This is a genomic window from Nocardia sp. NPDC049737 (genome assembly GCF_040674755.1).
In the GTDB taxonomy this organism is placed as follows: Bacteria; Actinomycetota; Actinomycetes; order Mycobacteriales; family Mycobacteriaceae; genus Nocardia.
On sequence record NZ_JBFANH010000017.1, the window covers coordinates 75,715 to 90,176 of the forward strand.

13 protein-coding genes are annotated in these 14,462 nt (G+C 62.4%); 3 read left to right on the forward strand and 10 right to left on the reverse strand.

Annotated features, from left to right (window positions below; genetic code table 11):
• Nucleotides 1-262: 262 nt before the first annotated feature.
• On the forward strand, nucleotides 263-856 hold the full coding sequence (locus AB0J47_RS22915) for a hypothetical protein (protein WP_364349268.1): 594 nt from the start codon (nucleotides 263-265) through the stop codon (nucleotides 854-856).
• Here the strand turns inward: AB0J47_RS22915 and AB0J47_RS22920 are convergent.
• The 6 genes from AB0J47_RS22920 to AB0J47_RS22945 form a co-directional block, all read right to left on the reverse strand.
• Nucleotides 807-1,898 (reverse strand): hypothetical protein, encoded by a 1,092-nt coding sequence (locus AB0J47_RS22920; RefSeq protein ID WP_364349271.1) that lies wholly within the window; start codon nucleotides 1,896-1,898, stop codon nucleotides 807-809. The two genes, AB0J47_RS22915 and AB0J47_RS22920, sit on opposite strands and share 50 nt — an antisense overlap.
• On the reverse strand, nucleotides 1,895-2,983 hold the full coding sequence (locus tag AB0J47_RS22925; protein WP_364349274.1) for an XRE family transcriptional regulator: 1,089 nt from the start codon (nucleotides 2,981-2,983) through the stop codon (nucleotides 1,895-1,897). Before AB0J47_RS22925 ends, AB0J47_RS22920 begins: the two co-directional genes overlap by 4 nt.
• Nucleotides 2,984-3,144: 161 nt before the next feature.
• Nucleotides 3,145-3,540 carry a hypothetical protein gene (locus AB0J47_RS22930; RefSeq protein ID WP_364349548.1) on the reverse strand — a complete coding sequence of 132 codons (396 nt, stop codon included), beginning with the start codon at nucleotides 3,538-3,540 and terminating at the stop codon, nucleotides 3,145-3,147.
• Between the two features lie 94 nt (nucleotides 3,541-3,634).
• Entirely contained in the window at nucleotides 3,635-4,507 is an 873-nt protein-coding gene (locus AB0J47_RS22935) for an Abi family protein (RefSeq protein WP_364349277.1), read from the reverse strand.
• A gap of 1,260 nt (nucleotides 4,508-5,767) precedes the next feature.
• Nucleotides 5,768-5,977: a hypothetical protein gene (locus AB0J47_RS22940; protein ID WP_364349280.1), complete on the reverse strand. Its 210-nt coding sequence runs from the start codon at nucleotides 5,975-5,977 to the stop codon at nucleotides 5,768-5,770.
• 630 nt (nucleotides 5,978-6,607) lie between these two features.
• Nucleotides 6,608-7,216, reverse strand: a complete 609-nt coding sequence (locus AB0J47_RS22945) for an ATP-binding protein (protein WP_364349284.1) — start codon at nucleotides 7,214-7,216, stop codon at nucleotides 6,608-6,610.
• A gap of 659 nt (nucleotides 7,217-7,875) precedes the next feature.
• On the opposite strand from AB0J47_RS22945, the gene AB0J47_RS22950 reads away from it, so the two are divergent.
• The gene (locus AB0J47_RS22950; protein WP_364349287.1) at nucleotides 7,876-8,484 is read left to right on the forward strand and encodes a hypothetical protein; all 609 of its coding nucleotides are present in this window, start codon (nucleotides 7,876-7,878) and stop codon (nucleotides 8,482-8,484) included.
• A 269-nt stretch (nucleotides 8,485-8,753) separates the two neighbouring features.
• Here AB0J47_RS22950 and AB0J47_RS22955 read toward each other — a convergent pair whose 3' ends face one another.
• The 3 genes from AB0J47_RS22955 to AB0J47_RS22965 form a co-directional block, all read right to left on the reverse strand.
• Complete coding sequence (locus AB0J47_RS22955; protein ID WP_364349290.1) at nucleotides 8,754-10,196, reverse strand: NAD(P)/FAD-dependent oxidoreductase; 1,443 nt, start codon at nucleotides 10,194-10,196, stop codon at nucleotides 8,754-8,756.
• A gap of 507 nt (nucleotides 10,197-10,703) precedes the next feature.
• A complete protein-coding gene (locus AB0J47_RS22960) occupies nucleotides 10,704-11,906 on the reverse strand; it encodes a lipid-transfer protein (protein WP_364349293.1) in 1,203 nt (400 codons plus the stop codon).
• Nucleotides 11,899-12,321, reverse strand: coding sequence for an OB-fold domain-containing protein (locus AB0J47_RS22965; protein WP_364349551.1), 423 nt, complete (start codon nucleotides 12,319-12,321; stop codon nucleotides 11,899-11,901). Before AB0J47_RS22965 ends, AB0J47_RS22960 begins: the two co-directional genes overlap by 8 nt.
• 157 nt (nucleotides 12,322-12,478) lie before the next feature.
• Between AB0J47_RS22965 and AB0J47_RS22970 the strand changes: the two genes are divergently transcribed.
• Nucleotides 12,479-13,258 carry a GTP-binding protein gene (locus AB0J47_RS22970; RefSeq protein WP_364349296.1) on the forward strand — a complete coding sequence of 260 codons (780 nt, stop codon included), beginning with the start codon at nucleotides 12,479-12,481 and terminating at the stop codon, nucleotides 13,256-13,258.
• A gap of 395 nt (nucleotides 13,259-13,653) precedes the next feature.
• Here the strand turns inward: AB0J47_RS22970 and AB0J47_RS22975 are convergent, their stop codons facing one another.
• Nucleotides 13,654-14,001: a glycine zipper domain-containing protein gene (locus AB0J47_RS22975; RefSeq protein WP_364349299.1), complete on the reverse strand. Its 348-nt coding sequence runs from the start codon at nucleotides 13,999-14,001 to the stop codon at nucleotides 13,654-13,656.
• Between the last annotated feature and the right edge of the window lie 461 nt (nucleotides 14,002-14,462).

Sequence of the window (14,462 nt, forward strand, 5' to 3'; positions counted from 1 at the left end):
AAGGATCACCCGGATAGTCATGGAGGCGATGAGCGACGGGAGGGGCCGCTGGTGGGAGCGACGCCGAAATCGATCGGTCGCGACCGATCGAGATAGACAATAACGCGCATGCTCGGAAGGTAGGGCTGGACAAGAACCTGGAGGTTTGTTTCGCTGTGTCGCAGGAGGATCCGGCGATGATCAGTATGTTCGCAGCCGACCGCACACAGGTTGGCCCGGTGCCCGATGACGACAATCCGACGCCGTCTAGTGTTGCACGCTGATGGCTAGCCAACGAATCTCTGGACGACCTGATGCCGTGCCACCGCGGGTGGAAGAGGGTGTCCGGGCAGCGGCGTGGGCGGGCGTGGTGCTCCCCCGCACAAAGGTCAGCGATTTCACGGTGTTCCCGGTCGTGGAGATCGACGTAGACGTCTGGACTGAGCGGGTAGCCAAAGGACACGGCCCGGAACTCGACCGGTCCACGTTGGTGATTTGGGAATCCTGGACTCCTGATCTGGGCGAACTACCACCTCGACCGGCCGTGTCGATCGTCGGTTTCGTGTCGATCGCACTCAAGCCTTCGGACGCGTTGAACGCGCTCGATTCACTCGCTGGCTATGGGGCCGGGCTTTGGCTCACGTCTGGAACTCGCGGTCCGTCTGCCTGGACATTGTCGGAATTCGATGTCGCCGGTGTCGGGGTTGTGCACGAACGGGCGGGCGATTTCAGCGTCTCGGTGGAGGGGCGGTGTGGGCCGATCGTCACGGCGCGGCGAATGACCTCAACGCGGCACAAGGAGGAATTGTTATTCGAGTGGGCACTCGCTACGGGGTGCTCGCCTGCGGATGCGGTGTCGACGACACCCATGCTTTGAGCGCTTTCGCTGGGTCCCATGTCCTGCCGCTCTTTCTGACGATCAGCTCGTGGTTCGATTGGGCGACGGCGCACATGGTCTTCCACTGGCTACCGCGCAGCTCTGAAGGGTGCGCCAGGAGAGTCTTTGCCAGCTTCGACTGAGCAGCTAGTGAGTGCTCGAATGCCGCTGTCTCGGGATCCGGGTGATTCACGATCCAGATGAGTGATCGCCCCATACATACACTGCAGTCGCACTTCCATACATCGAGATCGGGGTTCCGGGTAATTCCATCTTCGATGATGCTGAGTCGCTTGTAGGACAGTAGTGCGGGGACATATGCGGCCGGTGGCGGCTGGAACCCACCATCGGTGTCGACGATAGGGTAGATGTGACGCAATGCGGATTTGGTGCCGACCGATACCGCAGCAGCTCCGTGCGCAAGAGCACCCAGGACGGAGGTATCCGAGCGCAGCAATAGCACGGGTACTGGGCACCGTAGCACCGCGATCAACCCTGAGACCGCTGCCTTCGTTGCGAGCGGATCTCCTTCCGACTCGAGCATCAGCGCGACCGGTCGGCCGGCTGCGGTCAGCTCGGCGATGAGAGCCTCATGATCGAGCGTCAACCACTGGATCGCCAGCGGTAGCGCCGTAACCACTTGCGTAAGCTCCGATTCCCAGCGGAGCACAGCGCGCAGGGCAGTCAGATCACTGGCGGGAATATATCCGGAGTCAGTGAGCGCCCAGCGCGACCCGATCTTAATTTGCAGATTGATCCAACCGGAGGTCATACAGCGAGCACCGATGCCGCGGTTCTTGCCGCTGTACCTGCTTGCGTCGAGCAGGATTGCGGCGCGTGGGTTGGCCTGCCGGATATCGCGGACCGCTCGCTTTGCGTCCGCCTGATTGCGGGTGGTGATCACCGCACCGACGTCGTCGGAGCGAGTCAGCGGCGCAAGTATCGGCGCAGACGATGCGGGTGCATGCGCCATGAAAGGCGGCCCGAAGTTGGGCAGTTGGCCCGGATCGTCGAAGATCAATGCTTCCTCGATGCCGCTCACGATCTCACCGCCTGCAGTTCGGTTCTTTTGGTTTCCCGCAAGTACTGTTCCCGGAATGCCTCTGGCGTCATGTAGGCCATTCGTGCGAGGTCAGCGTCGCTGTAGCCGTGCCGGGTGCGGTACGTGTCAATGACGGTGTCGAGCAGAAAGGACCGCTCGACCGGGAGATCGATGGGTTCCACGGTATTCCATCCGAACTTGGACAGTTTGATTCGGAATTCCCTGAACTGGCGGTCGCTGATCAGTTCGAGCGTCTTTGCTCGCTGAATGAGTGCGGCGATCGACACCTTCCACTGCGCCTTCAACTCCATCAATCTGGGGAAATCCCGTGTAGTGAGCCCGACCAACTGCGGCCGGATATCGTCTGCGGGCATGAGGAATTCGGCCGCGAACAGATCAGCTTGGTGCTCCTGGTCTGCGTTGGGCAGAACGTGCATCACGATGTGACCCAACTCGTGGCAGATGGTGAACCGTTCACGATCCGGCGGCATCCCGACACGAACAACCATGAGTGGCGCCTTCCCCCGCGGCCAGGTAGTGAAGGCATCCTGCGCCGTCGAGTCAAGGCTTCGGACGACGACTACTACGCCGACGTCGTCGAGCAGCGCGTGCAGGTTGCTGATCGGGCCGCTCGGGATTCGCCAGCGTGCCCGCAGCAACTGCGCTATATGGGCAGCATCGCCATCGAAGTCGTCGATGTCCAAACGCTCGAGGGCGGTCTCGGTGCCGGTGTCGCCTACGCCGAGCAGCGAATCAATCGTGATCCGCGTCAGGTGGCTCACGGCCTCGATCTTCTTCGCTGTCCCGACAGTGATTCTGCTCTGTCGACGACGATGGAACATACAGGACACCTCGATCCCATGCTGCGCATCGTGATTGGTCAGCAGTGCGACCGGGCAGCCGAGCACCTCGGCGAACGCGGCCAAACGTTCAGCGGTGAGCTCGGTTAGGCCGTTCTCGACTTTGGATACGAAACCCTGTGTCACGCCGGCAGTCTTCGCTAGGTCGGCCTGTGACCAACCCTTCGCCTCGCGGACCAACGTCACCATCCGCGGGCTCGCGACATACGTCTCGGAGGATGGCATGCCGACGACACTACCGGGGCGATGAATAATTTGGCTCATTTTTGCCGGTGTGTCATACCGTGTTTATCGATCCTCCTCGATGAGGCTGCCGCAGACGCTGTTTCCGCCCGCACTGCATCCTTCTTCTGCGCACAGCACTGGCACTGCTCAGCGACCCTGCTCTACCAGGTCCGAATGGGGTTGGCCTGCAACGACTTGAGCTTGTGCTTCCCGAGCCCCGGAAGACATGTACGCCGCACCAGAAGCTCAAAGGTCACGTACGTCGTCGGCCGTACCTCGGGCTTGGCTACATTGAGCAGCCAGTGTTCGAGGTACAGCTTCACTGTCGCAGTAGTGACGTCGACCGGAACGATTTTGCGCTGCAGTTCCTTCAGCCTTTGGGGAGGTGGTAGCACGCGGACTTTTCGGCTCTGGCCGCCTCTCCGTTCACCGGGCAGTGCTGGGCACGACGCCAGCCGTACCCGACTTACCCCGCAGCCGCCCACGAATCGGTCGGCACTCTGCCCGGTCGACCAGCTGCGGTCCAGCTCCGTAGAGTTGCCGAACCGGAGAGTCATCCAGTCCACGACACGCGCCTTGCTGGGACCGATTTCCGGGACCTGCCGACACCGGCGCCCAAGCTCTCGGCGCTCATCGCAGGAGACAACCGGGTTACGTTGACCGCGGATGTTTCAACCCATGTTGTAAGTCTGGGTACTCGTCCAAATAGTCACGCAGCCCAGCAGAGAAGCTGGCACCAGAGTGCCCTGATGCCTGCTGAATCCGGTCTACTTGGTCACCCAGGACCACGATCCACGCCCACGGAGAACGTCTGTTCGCCGAGGCTGTTTGCGGCCTCAAGTCCGGCCTGATGGGAGGGGGGACCTTGAGGATGCGGTTCCAGATCCTCCCGTGATGTGCACAGATGTTGCGCAACACAGAAAGGCTCTGCACAGTTCCCGGCGCATCATCGGGCGACAAGTTCAGAGTTCGGGCTACAGCCTTCACTATCACTGGCTTCTTGATCAGGCCGTACATCTTCGACACGGTGCCGAAACTGCAAACTTCCGCGGCCGCCCATACCGGTACGTTCTCGCCCGCCGTCCGAAACTTCTCGATGTACGGTTCTTTGGACTGACACAGATCACGGTCTACGCCTTTTAGCAACTCGACTGGCTTATCAGCACCCTTACGCAGGTGGTATGCGGCGAGGTCCAGGTAGTGATCCGGACTACCTAGCCGCGTAGCGACCTCATACGCGAAGCGCGCACGAAAGGTGACCTCGAAGGCACACAACCCGTCGAACAGCCAACGACGCAGCTCGTCGTCGAACAGATATATCCGCTTCACCTGTTCGAAGGTGGTACCAGGATGAAAGGTGTTGTCGCCGTTGCGAGGATCCCGCTGGAAGTACCTCAAGTACCCGGTGAAGCGGTAGTAGCTGACATCGTGAAGGAACTGCTTCACCGGCTCCGGATCAGACCAGGACAAGCCACGTCCTTCGAGGAGGCGCAGTTGCTCGTCAAGCGTCAGTGCAGGTTTCAAGGTCCCCTCTGAATAACAAAAGCCCGCCTATTTAAGGAAGCTTGCGCTCTAGCCTTGGCGGGGAATGTTGCAGCAAGTGTAGCAGTCCCAGCCCAGCCCGAGCAAGCAAAGCAACCTACGGTTGCTGGGCGACTGGTGGCCTGCATTCTGTTCCCGCGCCCCTCCACCGTCAAGGGCGCCTACGCCGTCTGGCTATCGCCACCCTGACCGCGGAGCCTCCACGCGAGAAGGGAGGTCCTATCTGGGCAGGCGGGTATCTAGCCCCACTTATTCGCATGCCACCACCCAGCAGGGCCAACCCGTGGAGCGTCCGCGTGCAACTACGGGTGGAGAACGCGGGTGTACCACGGTCAATACCGGGCGCTCGACGCATCCAGGCCCGGACACAACCCGGGGGCTACCGGGCTCAATCCGGTCGTGGCAGTCTACCTCATCTACCGGGGCGCCACCCCAGAACGGGCCGCAGAGTCGTTGGCTTGCAGGTCGTTTGAAAGATCTGCCTGCCCCGTCCGGTAAGCAGTAGCAGAGGCGACTCAGTGTCACCAACGCAGCAGACGACAGGTCTGACGACACCGACGACATCTCCGCCGCCGAAGACGGACGAAATCCGCTGAGCGTCATGCTGGTTCATGCCTCCGCATCTGACTACGGATCAGAAGTTCGAGTCGGCCTCGGGTTATTGAGCGTGTTCGGTCGCGCGACGCCTGACCGTCGAGAACATGGGTTATCGGTGGTTGGAACCGGGGCGCTTTGACCTCGAACCAACTTCCGGGACCAATCCCGTGACCCGGTGCGGGAGACATCCCGTCACCCGGTGAGGGTGGTGACGTTGTCACCAGAGAGGTGGTAGCTTGGTGACTCGTAACGTACTGAAAAGTTCTGAAAGGTCTGTTGCGGCCCAACATTTGGGTCAGCTCAGGCTGCTGACCCGGGCTTTTGCGAAGCGCCGAGGCAGGGTTCGAATCCTCCACGGTCCGCCCGCATAAGTCCTGGTCATTGACCATTCAGGCAGCCTCGACTTTGTGCCGCGTCACCACAGCGGTCACCACCTGCTTCTCGGGCCCACCACCGCGCCTCCGGACGGCGCCTATGCCGGGATTTCATGGTGGGGTTCTCCAGATCTGGACCCCGCCTAAAGAAGTTCCGGTTCGTTGCGGCACAGCCTTTGTCGGATGAAACGTAGCCCGAATGTCCATGATAGGACTTGGCAACAGCTGAACGATCTGGTCGACAGGTTGCTGGCAAACGTTGTAGCGGGCCTCAACTCCATGCGGAGAGCACGTCGGCGGCGTTCCATACCAGGTCGATGGTGTCGGCGAGGGTGCGCTCGATATCGGCTAAGGACACTGCGGCCAATGCTGTTTCGTGCGGGACGAAGCCTGGAACACTGGCGACCCCGCGAGTGAGTTCGGCTAGATCGTGGTGGTCGAATGGGGTGCCGAGCCATTTGATCGATCCGGCGAAGATCACCCGATTGGCAACGGGGGAGCGGTCGGTGCCGATGAGGTCTATCTCTGGGTTGAAGGCGCGGTTCCATCCAGCCGCCGACCGCGGTGATGTCTGTCCAGGGCAGTTCTCCCGCGAGCGCGGTCAGTTCGAGCGCATCTCGCACGAGGGGGGTTCGACGGCTTTGCCGCGCCAGGAGGTCCAGCGTCGAGCGAACAACTCGTAGGCTGCGGCGACTCGCCCTCGCCGAACCAGGTCCTGAACCGAGCGCAGGGTTGCGAGGTAGAGCCGCAGGTTGCTGTCAGCGACTCGGCAGAGTGCCTGTTTCCCGGGTTTAATCGACAGTGGCTGGTCTATCGAGAGCACCTGCTTTTCTACCGAGAGTCGATGAAGTAGAGGCGATAGCGTCCCGGAAGGCAATGCGCCGCTGCGGCTGCCCGCCGAAGCCGCGATGGTGGCGTGGGTGCGTTCCCCGCTTCCGATCGCTTCGAGTACGCGTCGCGCTTGGTCGGGTGCGGGGAACTCGGCGAGGAGAGTGGCATCGGGTACTCCGAACAGCGGCGCAGCAGGATCGTCGCATTCGCGTCGCACGAACTCGAGCGGCGACAGCCCATGCGGCCAGCTACGCAAGATGCCTGGCAGCCCGCCCGGTGATCAAATACGCGTCAATGCTCTCAGCGGCGTCGAGGCCGAGAGCACGACCGACTTCGGCCGGGTTGAGCGGATCGAGGACGAGGTTGTCTGCTCGCCCGTAGAACGGGCGGTCGTAGGCGGTGAGGGTTCCATCATATGGATGTCACAACCCAGGAGTAGCAGCAAGACCGGGCGCTGCTGCAGCAACCGGTCCCACGCCGTTTGCAACGCGCCCTCGAAAACTGTGTCTTGTTCTGCCAGCCAAGGTAATTCGTCGATTACGACAGTTGTCGGCGTATCACCGAGTGTGGTGGCCAGCAGCCGGAAGGCGTCGGGCCAGCCGCCGATTGTCTCGGGGAGGGGCTCGGGATTCGCTGCGATCCCCGATCTTTTCAATTCCGCGAGAAACGTCGCCAGTGATTCGGATACCGGCATACCCTTCGTGGCGGTGAAGTGCAGATACGGTACTTGCTCCGCGTCGCGGAACTCCTGAACCAGTCGCGATTTTCCGACTTGCCGCCGCCCTCTGATCGCAACGGCCACACCTCGGCGGGATTCCGCGACACGCTTCAAGCGAGTCCTCAGAAGTCCTAGCTCGGTATTTCGGCCGACGAAACCTGATGCTGCCACCGGAGCCCCTTGTGTAATCCAAATCTATGTAGACAGGATCTATGTAGATGCAATCTACAGCGTGTTTGGCGGCTGTCCTTCGTCGGCGACCAGCGTCCGAAGGATCTCGGCCATTTCGCCCGGTTGAGACGGATCGGCGTCGCCGTTGTAGGCGAATTGCGTCGGATGGATCTCGGGTACGGGGTGGGGTGCAGGCGTTTCACCGTTGGTCGGTAGTTGTCCTGCCGCGGGACTGTCGACAGTGTGGGTGCGTGAGCCGAGTTGGTGGTAGATCAGGTCGTTGAGCTGATCGCGCCGGTAGGGGGCCGTGAGTCCGAGCCAGTATCGTGCGGGTTGGTTGAGGACTTCGGTGAAGGCGGATGCGGCGATGTGGTGGCATCCGTCGACGATGACGAATCAGCAGGAGGCATCTGCGGCGGTTGAAAAACAGCAGGTTGGCGTACCAGTCATTGGATGCTCGGGCCACAAACGCGACACGCATAACCTTCCACTGGCAGCCGACTGACGGCTAAACGTGTTGTAACACTTCGTTGCTGGTCGCGCCATGGAACGATTCTCATGAGTGGGATCAGCGAGCTGCTCGGGTTCCCATGGCGCTAACCTAGCCACGGCCTGCCGTGAAAAGGCTGATTCCTGCGCCTCGTGCGCAGGGGCAATAGGTGCTCGCGGCGCGGTCAATCCGTCAATCGCACAAAGGGATTCCCATGTCCATCGAACCAGACGAACGCCTCGGCATACGCGGGCAAGCTAATGCTGTGGTGCGCGCCCTGATCACCAGCGTTGTCGGTGTGTTCGCACTGTTAGTCGTCGTCGTGCTCGTCTCGAAGGCGCTCGGCCTGGGTGAGGAAGAGTCGGAATCGACTGCAGCGAGTACAACGAGCAGCTCAGCCCCTGCCGCGCTGCTGACCACACCGGCCGCTGCGCCGGCGTCGCTGTCGGATCCGCGATGCGCGCCAGCGGCGGAGAATGTCGTCGCGCAGGTGCAAGCGGGCCTCACCATGGATGGCTACCGGCTCACCAATGCCACGGTGATCATCGATGGTCGTCTCACGTTCTTCGGCGCGACGACCCTCGACGCATCCGGACAGATGGAAGAGCGTTCGGACGTGTGGATCCTGCGCGACCACGTCGTCTTCGCCTCCACCGGTGGCGCACGTATCAACTCGCAATTCCCGAAAGCCTCGTCGTCACCGCTGAGTATTTCGCCGGCAGACGAGCGGGTGCGAGCCGTGGATGCCTGTGTAGTGGATGCGACGCGCAGAAGTTGATGCACCTGTGGGCGCGACGGATCGGGAGAGCTCGCAGCGAGTGGTAGACCGGACCGCGCGGAACCCCGTATCCAGTGTCGTCAGAGTCGCATCAATATCTGCAATGTCTGGTCCGACTGATTCGAGGTGACTCGGTAATCTATCTGCCGTACAACGCAATCGGATCGCATTCGAAGCGGTACGAACTACCAGTTGGTCGGCGCTCCATGCCGCTACCGCCGGATTTCCGGCAGATGCTGCCTATCCCCTGGACCGCACGTAACTTCTGCCTACGACATGAGCCGGTAGTCCGCGATCTCGACTCGGCGGGTGCGTCGGTCGTATTCACTGACCAGTCCGGGCCAGTTCGCCGAGATCCGGCCGGTTTCGGAGCGATACCAGCTCGCACAGGAAGCCCATACGGTCGAGGCGAGCCTGCGCTGCACCTCGGTATCGTAGTGTCGTTCGACGTCGGCGCGAACGTCGAGCGCGGTTCCCGGACGAGTGTCGAGATGCTCGATGAGTTGGCGGATGTAGCGCGCTTGGCGTTCGAGCATGTAGATGATCGACCCGGAGCCGAGATTGGTGTTCGGGCCATACATGATGAACAGATTCGGAAAACCGGGAACCGCGATGCCTAGGTAGGCCCGCGCGCCTGCGGCCCACACATCGTGCAGGTCGCGACCGTTGTGATCTCGGATCTTCATCGGCGCCAACAGTTCCTGCGCCAGGAAACCTGTCCCGTAGATAATGGCGTCGACGTCGTGCTCAACACCGTCAGCAGTCCGGAGTCCTCGGGGGGTGATCTCGGTGATGGCCTCGGTCACTACATGCACATTGGTTTCGGTGAGCGCGGAATAGAAGTTGTTGCCGAATAGCACACACTTGCACCCGATCGGATAGTCCGGCGTCAGCGCCGCCCGCAGTTTCTCGTCCGGAACTTGTATGCGCAGATTCCATTTCGCGATCCAGCCGACAAAGCGTGCGATGCTTCGATTCCTCACAAGGCCCAAGGCGCCAAGTTCCCCGCCCGACCAGCACAGCAGCCGCTCCACGCTTTGCAGCAGTGGCCTCCGCCGAAAAGTCCACTGGTGCAGACGACCGTACGCGGTGTCCGGCTTCGGCAGGATGTAAGGAGCCGATCGCTGAAAGACCGTCAGATCGGCGACCACCGGTTGGATCCGCGGCACGAACTGGACGGCGCTCGCACCGGTTCCGATGACCGCCACCCGCTTGCCGGCGAGTTCGTAGTCGTGATTCCACTCCGCGGAATGGAAGCTGACGCCCGCAAATGACTCCCGGCCCGAAATAGCCGGAATTGCCGGTCGGCACAGCTGGCCGGTGGCGGGCACGAACACGTCAGCATCCAAAGTCTCGCCAGTCTTCGTCTCGATTCGCCACCGTCGCGTTGCCGCATCGAAGTCCGCGCCGGTTACCTCTGTGTTGAACCGGATGTGCGGGCGCAGACCGTAGTCGTCTATCAGCCGGTTCAGGTAGTCCTTGATATCGCGCTGCTCCGAATACCGTCTCGGCCAACTGGGATTCGGGGCGAATGAGAACGAGTAGTACGGCGACGGAACGTCGCATGCCGCACCCGGATAGGTGTTCTCCCGCCAGACTCCCCCTGCCTCGGATGCCTTCTCCAGGATGACGAAATCATGGTGACCGGAGCGCACGAGCTCCAACGCCATCGCCACCCCACCGAATCCTGCACCGACGATGACTACAGCCACATACTCAGCCTAGTGCCGCATCCGCTGATGCGCTGGGGCTGTGATGACCAGTCCACCAACGGGATTGGCCGACTGGTACCGAAGGTAGTGGCGGCACTTCGCCCGCTTGTGAGTTTCTTTGTTGCGGTGGCCCGGGTTCCGGTTGGGTGGCGATGGTGCTGGTCAATCTCGCGCCTGCGCTGGTTGCACTGTGGGTGCAGTTCGTGCGGCGCACTCGGCTTCGCGGGCTGGTTTGGAATGACGAACTTGCGACTGTTGAATACGCGATCCTGCCAGTCCGGAACCCCTACTGCCTGCATCGCAATAGATTCCCGCGCCAGGTCGAGGTTGATCCTCATCGACCGCGAAGCGCTCGCCGACCTATGGCGAGCTGGAGCCTCGGTCATCTCGGCGTCGAGTGCATTGGCGGGGGCCGATTCACCATCCAGCGACCACGGCTTCGTCGCGGTCGCGATATACGAAAACCCGGGCGTGGCCCGGGTTTTCGCAGCGTGGATCGGCCTCGGTTCAGCGGGTGGCGATGATTGCCGAACCGTGACCGAACAGGCCCTGATTCACTGCGATGCCTGCGCGGGCGTTCTCCACTTGGCGGCTGTCGGCCTGGCCGCGCAATTGCCACGTGAGTTCGCAGATCTGGGCGATCGCCTGCGCGGGTATCGCCTCACCGAAGCAGGCCAGTCCACCGCTGGGGTTCACCGGCACGCGTCCACCCAAAGTCGTTGCGCCGCTGCGCAGCAGGTCCTCGGCGCCGCCTGTGTCGCAGAGCCCGATGTCCTCGTACCAGTCCAACTCCAGAGCGGTGGAGAGGTCGTAGACCTCCGCGAAGGACAGGTCGGAGGGTCCGAGCCCGGCCTCTTCGTACGCGGCGTGCGCGATGGCGGAACGGAACGTGTGCGGCGGGGGCTCGACGGCCACGGCGGAGTCCGTCGCGAAATCCGGCAGGTCGAGGACGGTTTTCGGGAACGTGGGTGTGACCGTCGACAGCGCCCGGATGCGGACCGGGTCGGTGACGCCGTGGCGGCGGGCGTACTCCATCGACGTCAGCACCAGTGCCGCACCGCCGTCGCTGGTCGCGCAGATGTCGAGCAGCCGCAGCGGGTCCGAGACGATCGCCGAGTCCGCGACCTCCTCGGCCGAAACCTCCTTGCGGTAGCGGGCGTACGGGTTGTTCAGGCCGTGCTTGGCGTTCTTCACCTTGACCGCGGCGAAATCGTCGAGCGTGGCGCCGTGCAGCGCCATCCGGCGGCGGGCATAGAGCGCGAAATAGATGGGGTTGGTGGCACCGAGCAGGTGGAAGCGCAACCAGTCCGGATCGTCGCGGCGTTCACCGCCGACCGGCTGGAAGAAGCCCTTCGGGGCGGCATCCGCGCCGATCACCAGCGCTACATCGGTCAACCCGGCCAGGATCTGGGCGCGCGCGTTGGCGATGGCCTGCGCACCGGAGGCGCAGGCGGCGTAGCTGCTCGAGATCCGCGCACCCGACCAGCCCAACGCCTGGGCGAATGTCGCACCGGAGACGAAACCGGGGTATCCGTTGCGGATCGTGTCCGCACCGGCGATGTAGCCGACGTCAAGGTGGTCCACCCCGGCATCGGCCAGCGCCGCGCGCGCCGCGACCAGCCCGTATTCGACGAAATTGCGCCCCCACTTGCCCCACTGGTGCATGCCCGCACCGAGGACGGCGATGTCGCGATTATTCGTGTCAGGCATCGACCGGCCTCCACATCCACACCGTGTGCTCCGCTTCCTCGTCCTCGTACAGCACGCCGATGGTCAGTTCGACCGGCATGCCGACGGCCAGGTCGTCCACCGTGAGGCCGCGCTGGACCTGCCCGAGAATCACCATCTGCTCGACCTCGAGCTCCACCGCCGCGACGACATACGGCTCGAACGGATCGGGCGAGACATAGGGCGGGGGCGGCTTGTACCTGGCATCCGCGTATGACCAGATCCGGCCACGCGTGGAGAACAGGTACTCGACCAACTCGGAGCCGTCCTTCGGGCTTGCACACTGCGGGTTGCGACAGGCCAGCGTGTTCCGCGGGAAATACGGTGTGCCGCACACATCGCAGCGACTTCCCACGAGACGTACCGCGCCGTCGTCCGCAGTGAACCAGCCTGCCACTGCGGGGCGTTGTTCTTTCTGCACAAACCCGACGGTATAGGAACATGTTCTATTTTGGGGCTGAAATCTGCTCCGGCGATGTAGGCGCGGAGGTACGGTGACTGCGGATTGAGGACGCGATGCGATCCTCGAGTCGACTTGGAGTACCACAACGCCGATGGGCACCAAAGCCATTGACCCGCAGTCGATCCGCAACGTCACGATCATCGGGGACCCCGACGAGACGACGCGAGTCGTCCACCGCCTGTTCCGCGGTTTCGCCAGGATGGCGACCACGGTCCATTGGGTGACGGGCCGCGTCGATCACACTGTCCATATCGCCGAACTGTCGAGCCACGCGCCGATCGCGGACCTGGAGCGGTCCATCCGGGTAGCCGACGGGGTGATCGCGGTCGTGAACGCTGCTGGGAAGAGCACGCCGCGACTCGAGACGATACTGCGGCTTGCCGACGACCATCAGGTCGCACGGCTGTGTCTGGTGACCGGACTCGGTCATCCCGCCGCCGACTTCGACCGCTGCGTCCGCACGATCGCCGAGACACGCGGGGCGGTGCCGTTGACGTTGCAGATTCCTATCGGCATCGGCACCGATTTCGAAGGCGTTATCGATCTGGTCCCGATGTGGGCGCTCGAACCGATGGCCGTCGAATTCTATGGCAGCCATTGGAAAGTCGCCGAGCAGTGGTACCGCAACCTGGTGGCCACGGTGATAGAACAGGACGCGGCAGATTCGGACGCCATTCTCGGCCTGCGACAGATCCCACCTGAACACTTGCACGAGCGCATCCGCTGCCTCACGCGCATCGGCGACACTGTGCCCGTCCTTTGTGATGCGGCGACATGGAATGACGACATCGCCCCGGTCCTGGACGCCATAGTCCGGTATCTGCCGTCGCCTATGCACGTCTGTCAACCGGAACATGCCCTCGACTATTGACGGACCCTGCCATAGGACAACGACTTCGGCAGCTCCGCAACTACACAGCGATAGTCGGGCCGCTGCGTTCGTGCCCGCCACATCGAGCGAATCGTCGTCGATGACGAACAGCGGCTTGCCGACCAGATCGCGACTGGCACACCCGAGCGCATGACCCACATGCTGCCGCGGTTCTTCCAAGGCGCGCGAAGTGGCCACTTCGCCGAAACCGGCCCATGCCCCATGACCGTTCCGCCACATCGAGTAACCAAACGAAGACAGCCGGTTCACCGTTTAGTGCGAGTGGAACGCAGTTGTCTATCCGCACCACAAGGTGAGTGCAGGGGCGGTGAACGCGTCGAGTCCGAGCAGCGTGCGCTGCTCGGACTCGACGAAAAGGGATGTGTCCTAGGGGATCAGGGCAGCACCTGGGGGATGACGCCCGGGTTGATCGAGCCGACGATCCCGCCGATCACGGCGCCGATAAGGGTGGGCACGGGATCGATGAAGGAACCGGTGGCGGAGCCGATCGCAGCGCCCGCAGCCGCGCCGTTCAGCACTGGATCCGGGTACTGCGCGTCGGGGTTGGTGGTGACATCCTCCAGTGGGAGCCCGGCGATCGGCTGGGCAACAACCGGTGCCGTCGGAGCAGCAGCCTGATCCGCGGAGGCGGAAGACGCGCCCGCGAATACGACGGCCGCAGCCAATGGCAGGGCACTCACCGCAAGGACGCGACTCGTCTTGATCAGGGCAGAACGGATCATTGTTTTCCTAACCTTTCGGGCCCTCGGAACAACCGAGTTCCACTACTTCATCAGGGAAGACTGCCTTTTGCTGCTCTGATGAATTGACAGCAATCGAGCGGCCACTACTGCGCACCGCGCCCGACGATACTGCGCTACATGCGAATTCGCACATTATCGGCATCACAAAATGATTACTGGAGATCTGAGCGGACAGCCGGGTTCCATCGGGTCAGGGGACAGCACCGGTGCGCTCGCGCGAATAGCGCCGTTATGTGGCGAATTGGCATCCGCACATCGGCATTTCGGATGATCGAGAGGGGTAGATGCTCGGCCGAGCGCGAGACGCTGACCTGATCCTGTTCGTCCATTCGCGAATGTCTTCGGTGTATACATGTGGCGGCATGCCACCGGGATTCGCGAATAGCTGCCGTCATAGCTCATGGACAGAGCCACTTGGCCGAGCGGGCTCGCAAACCTTT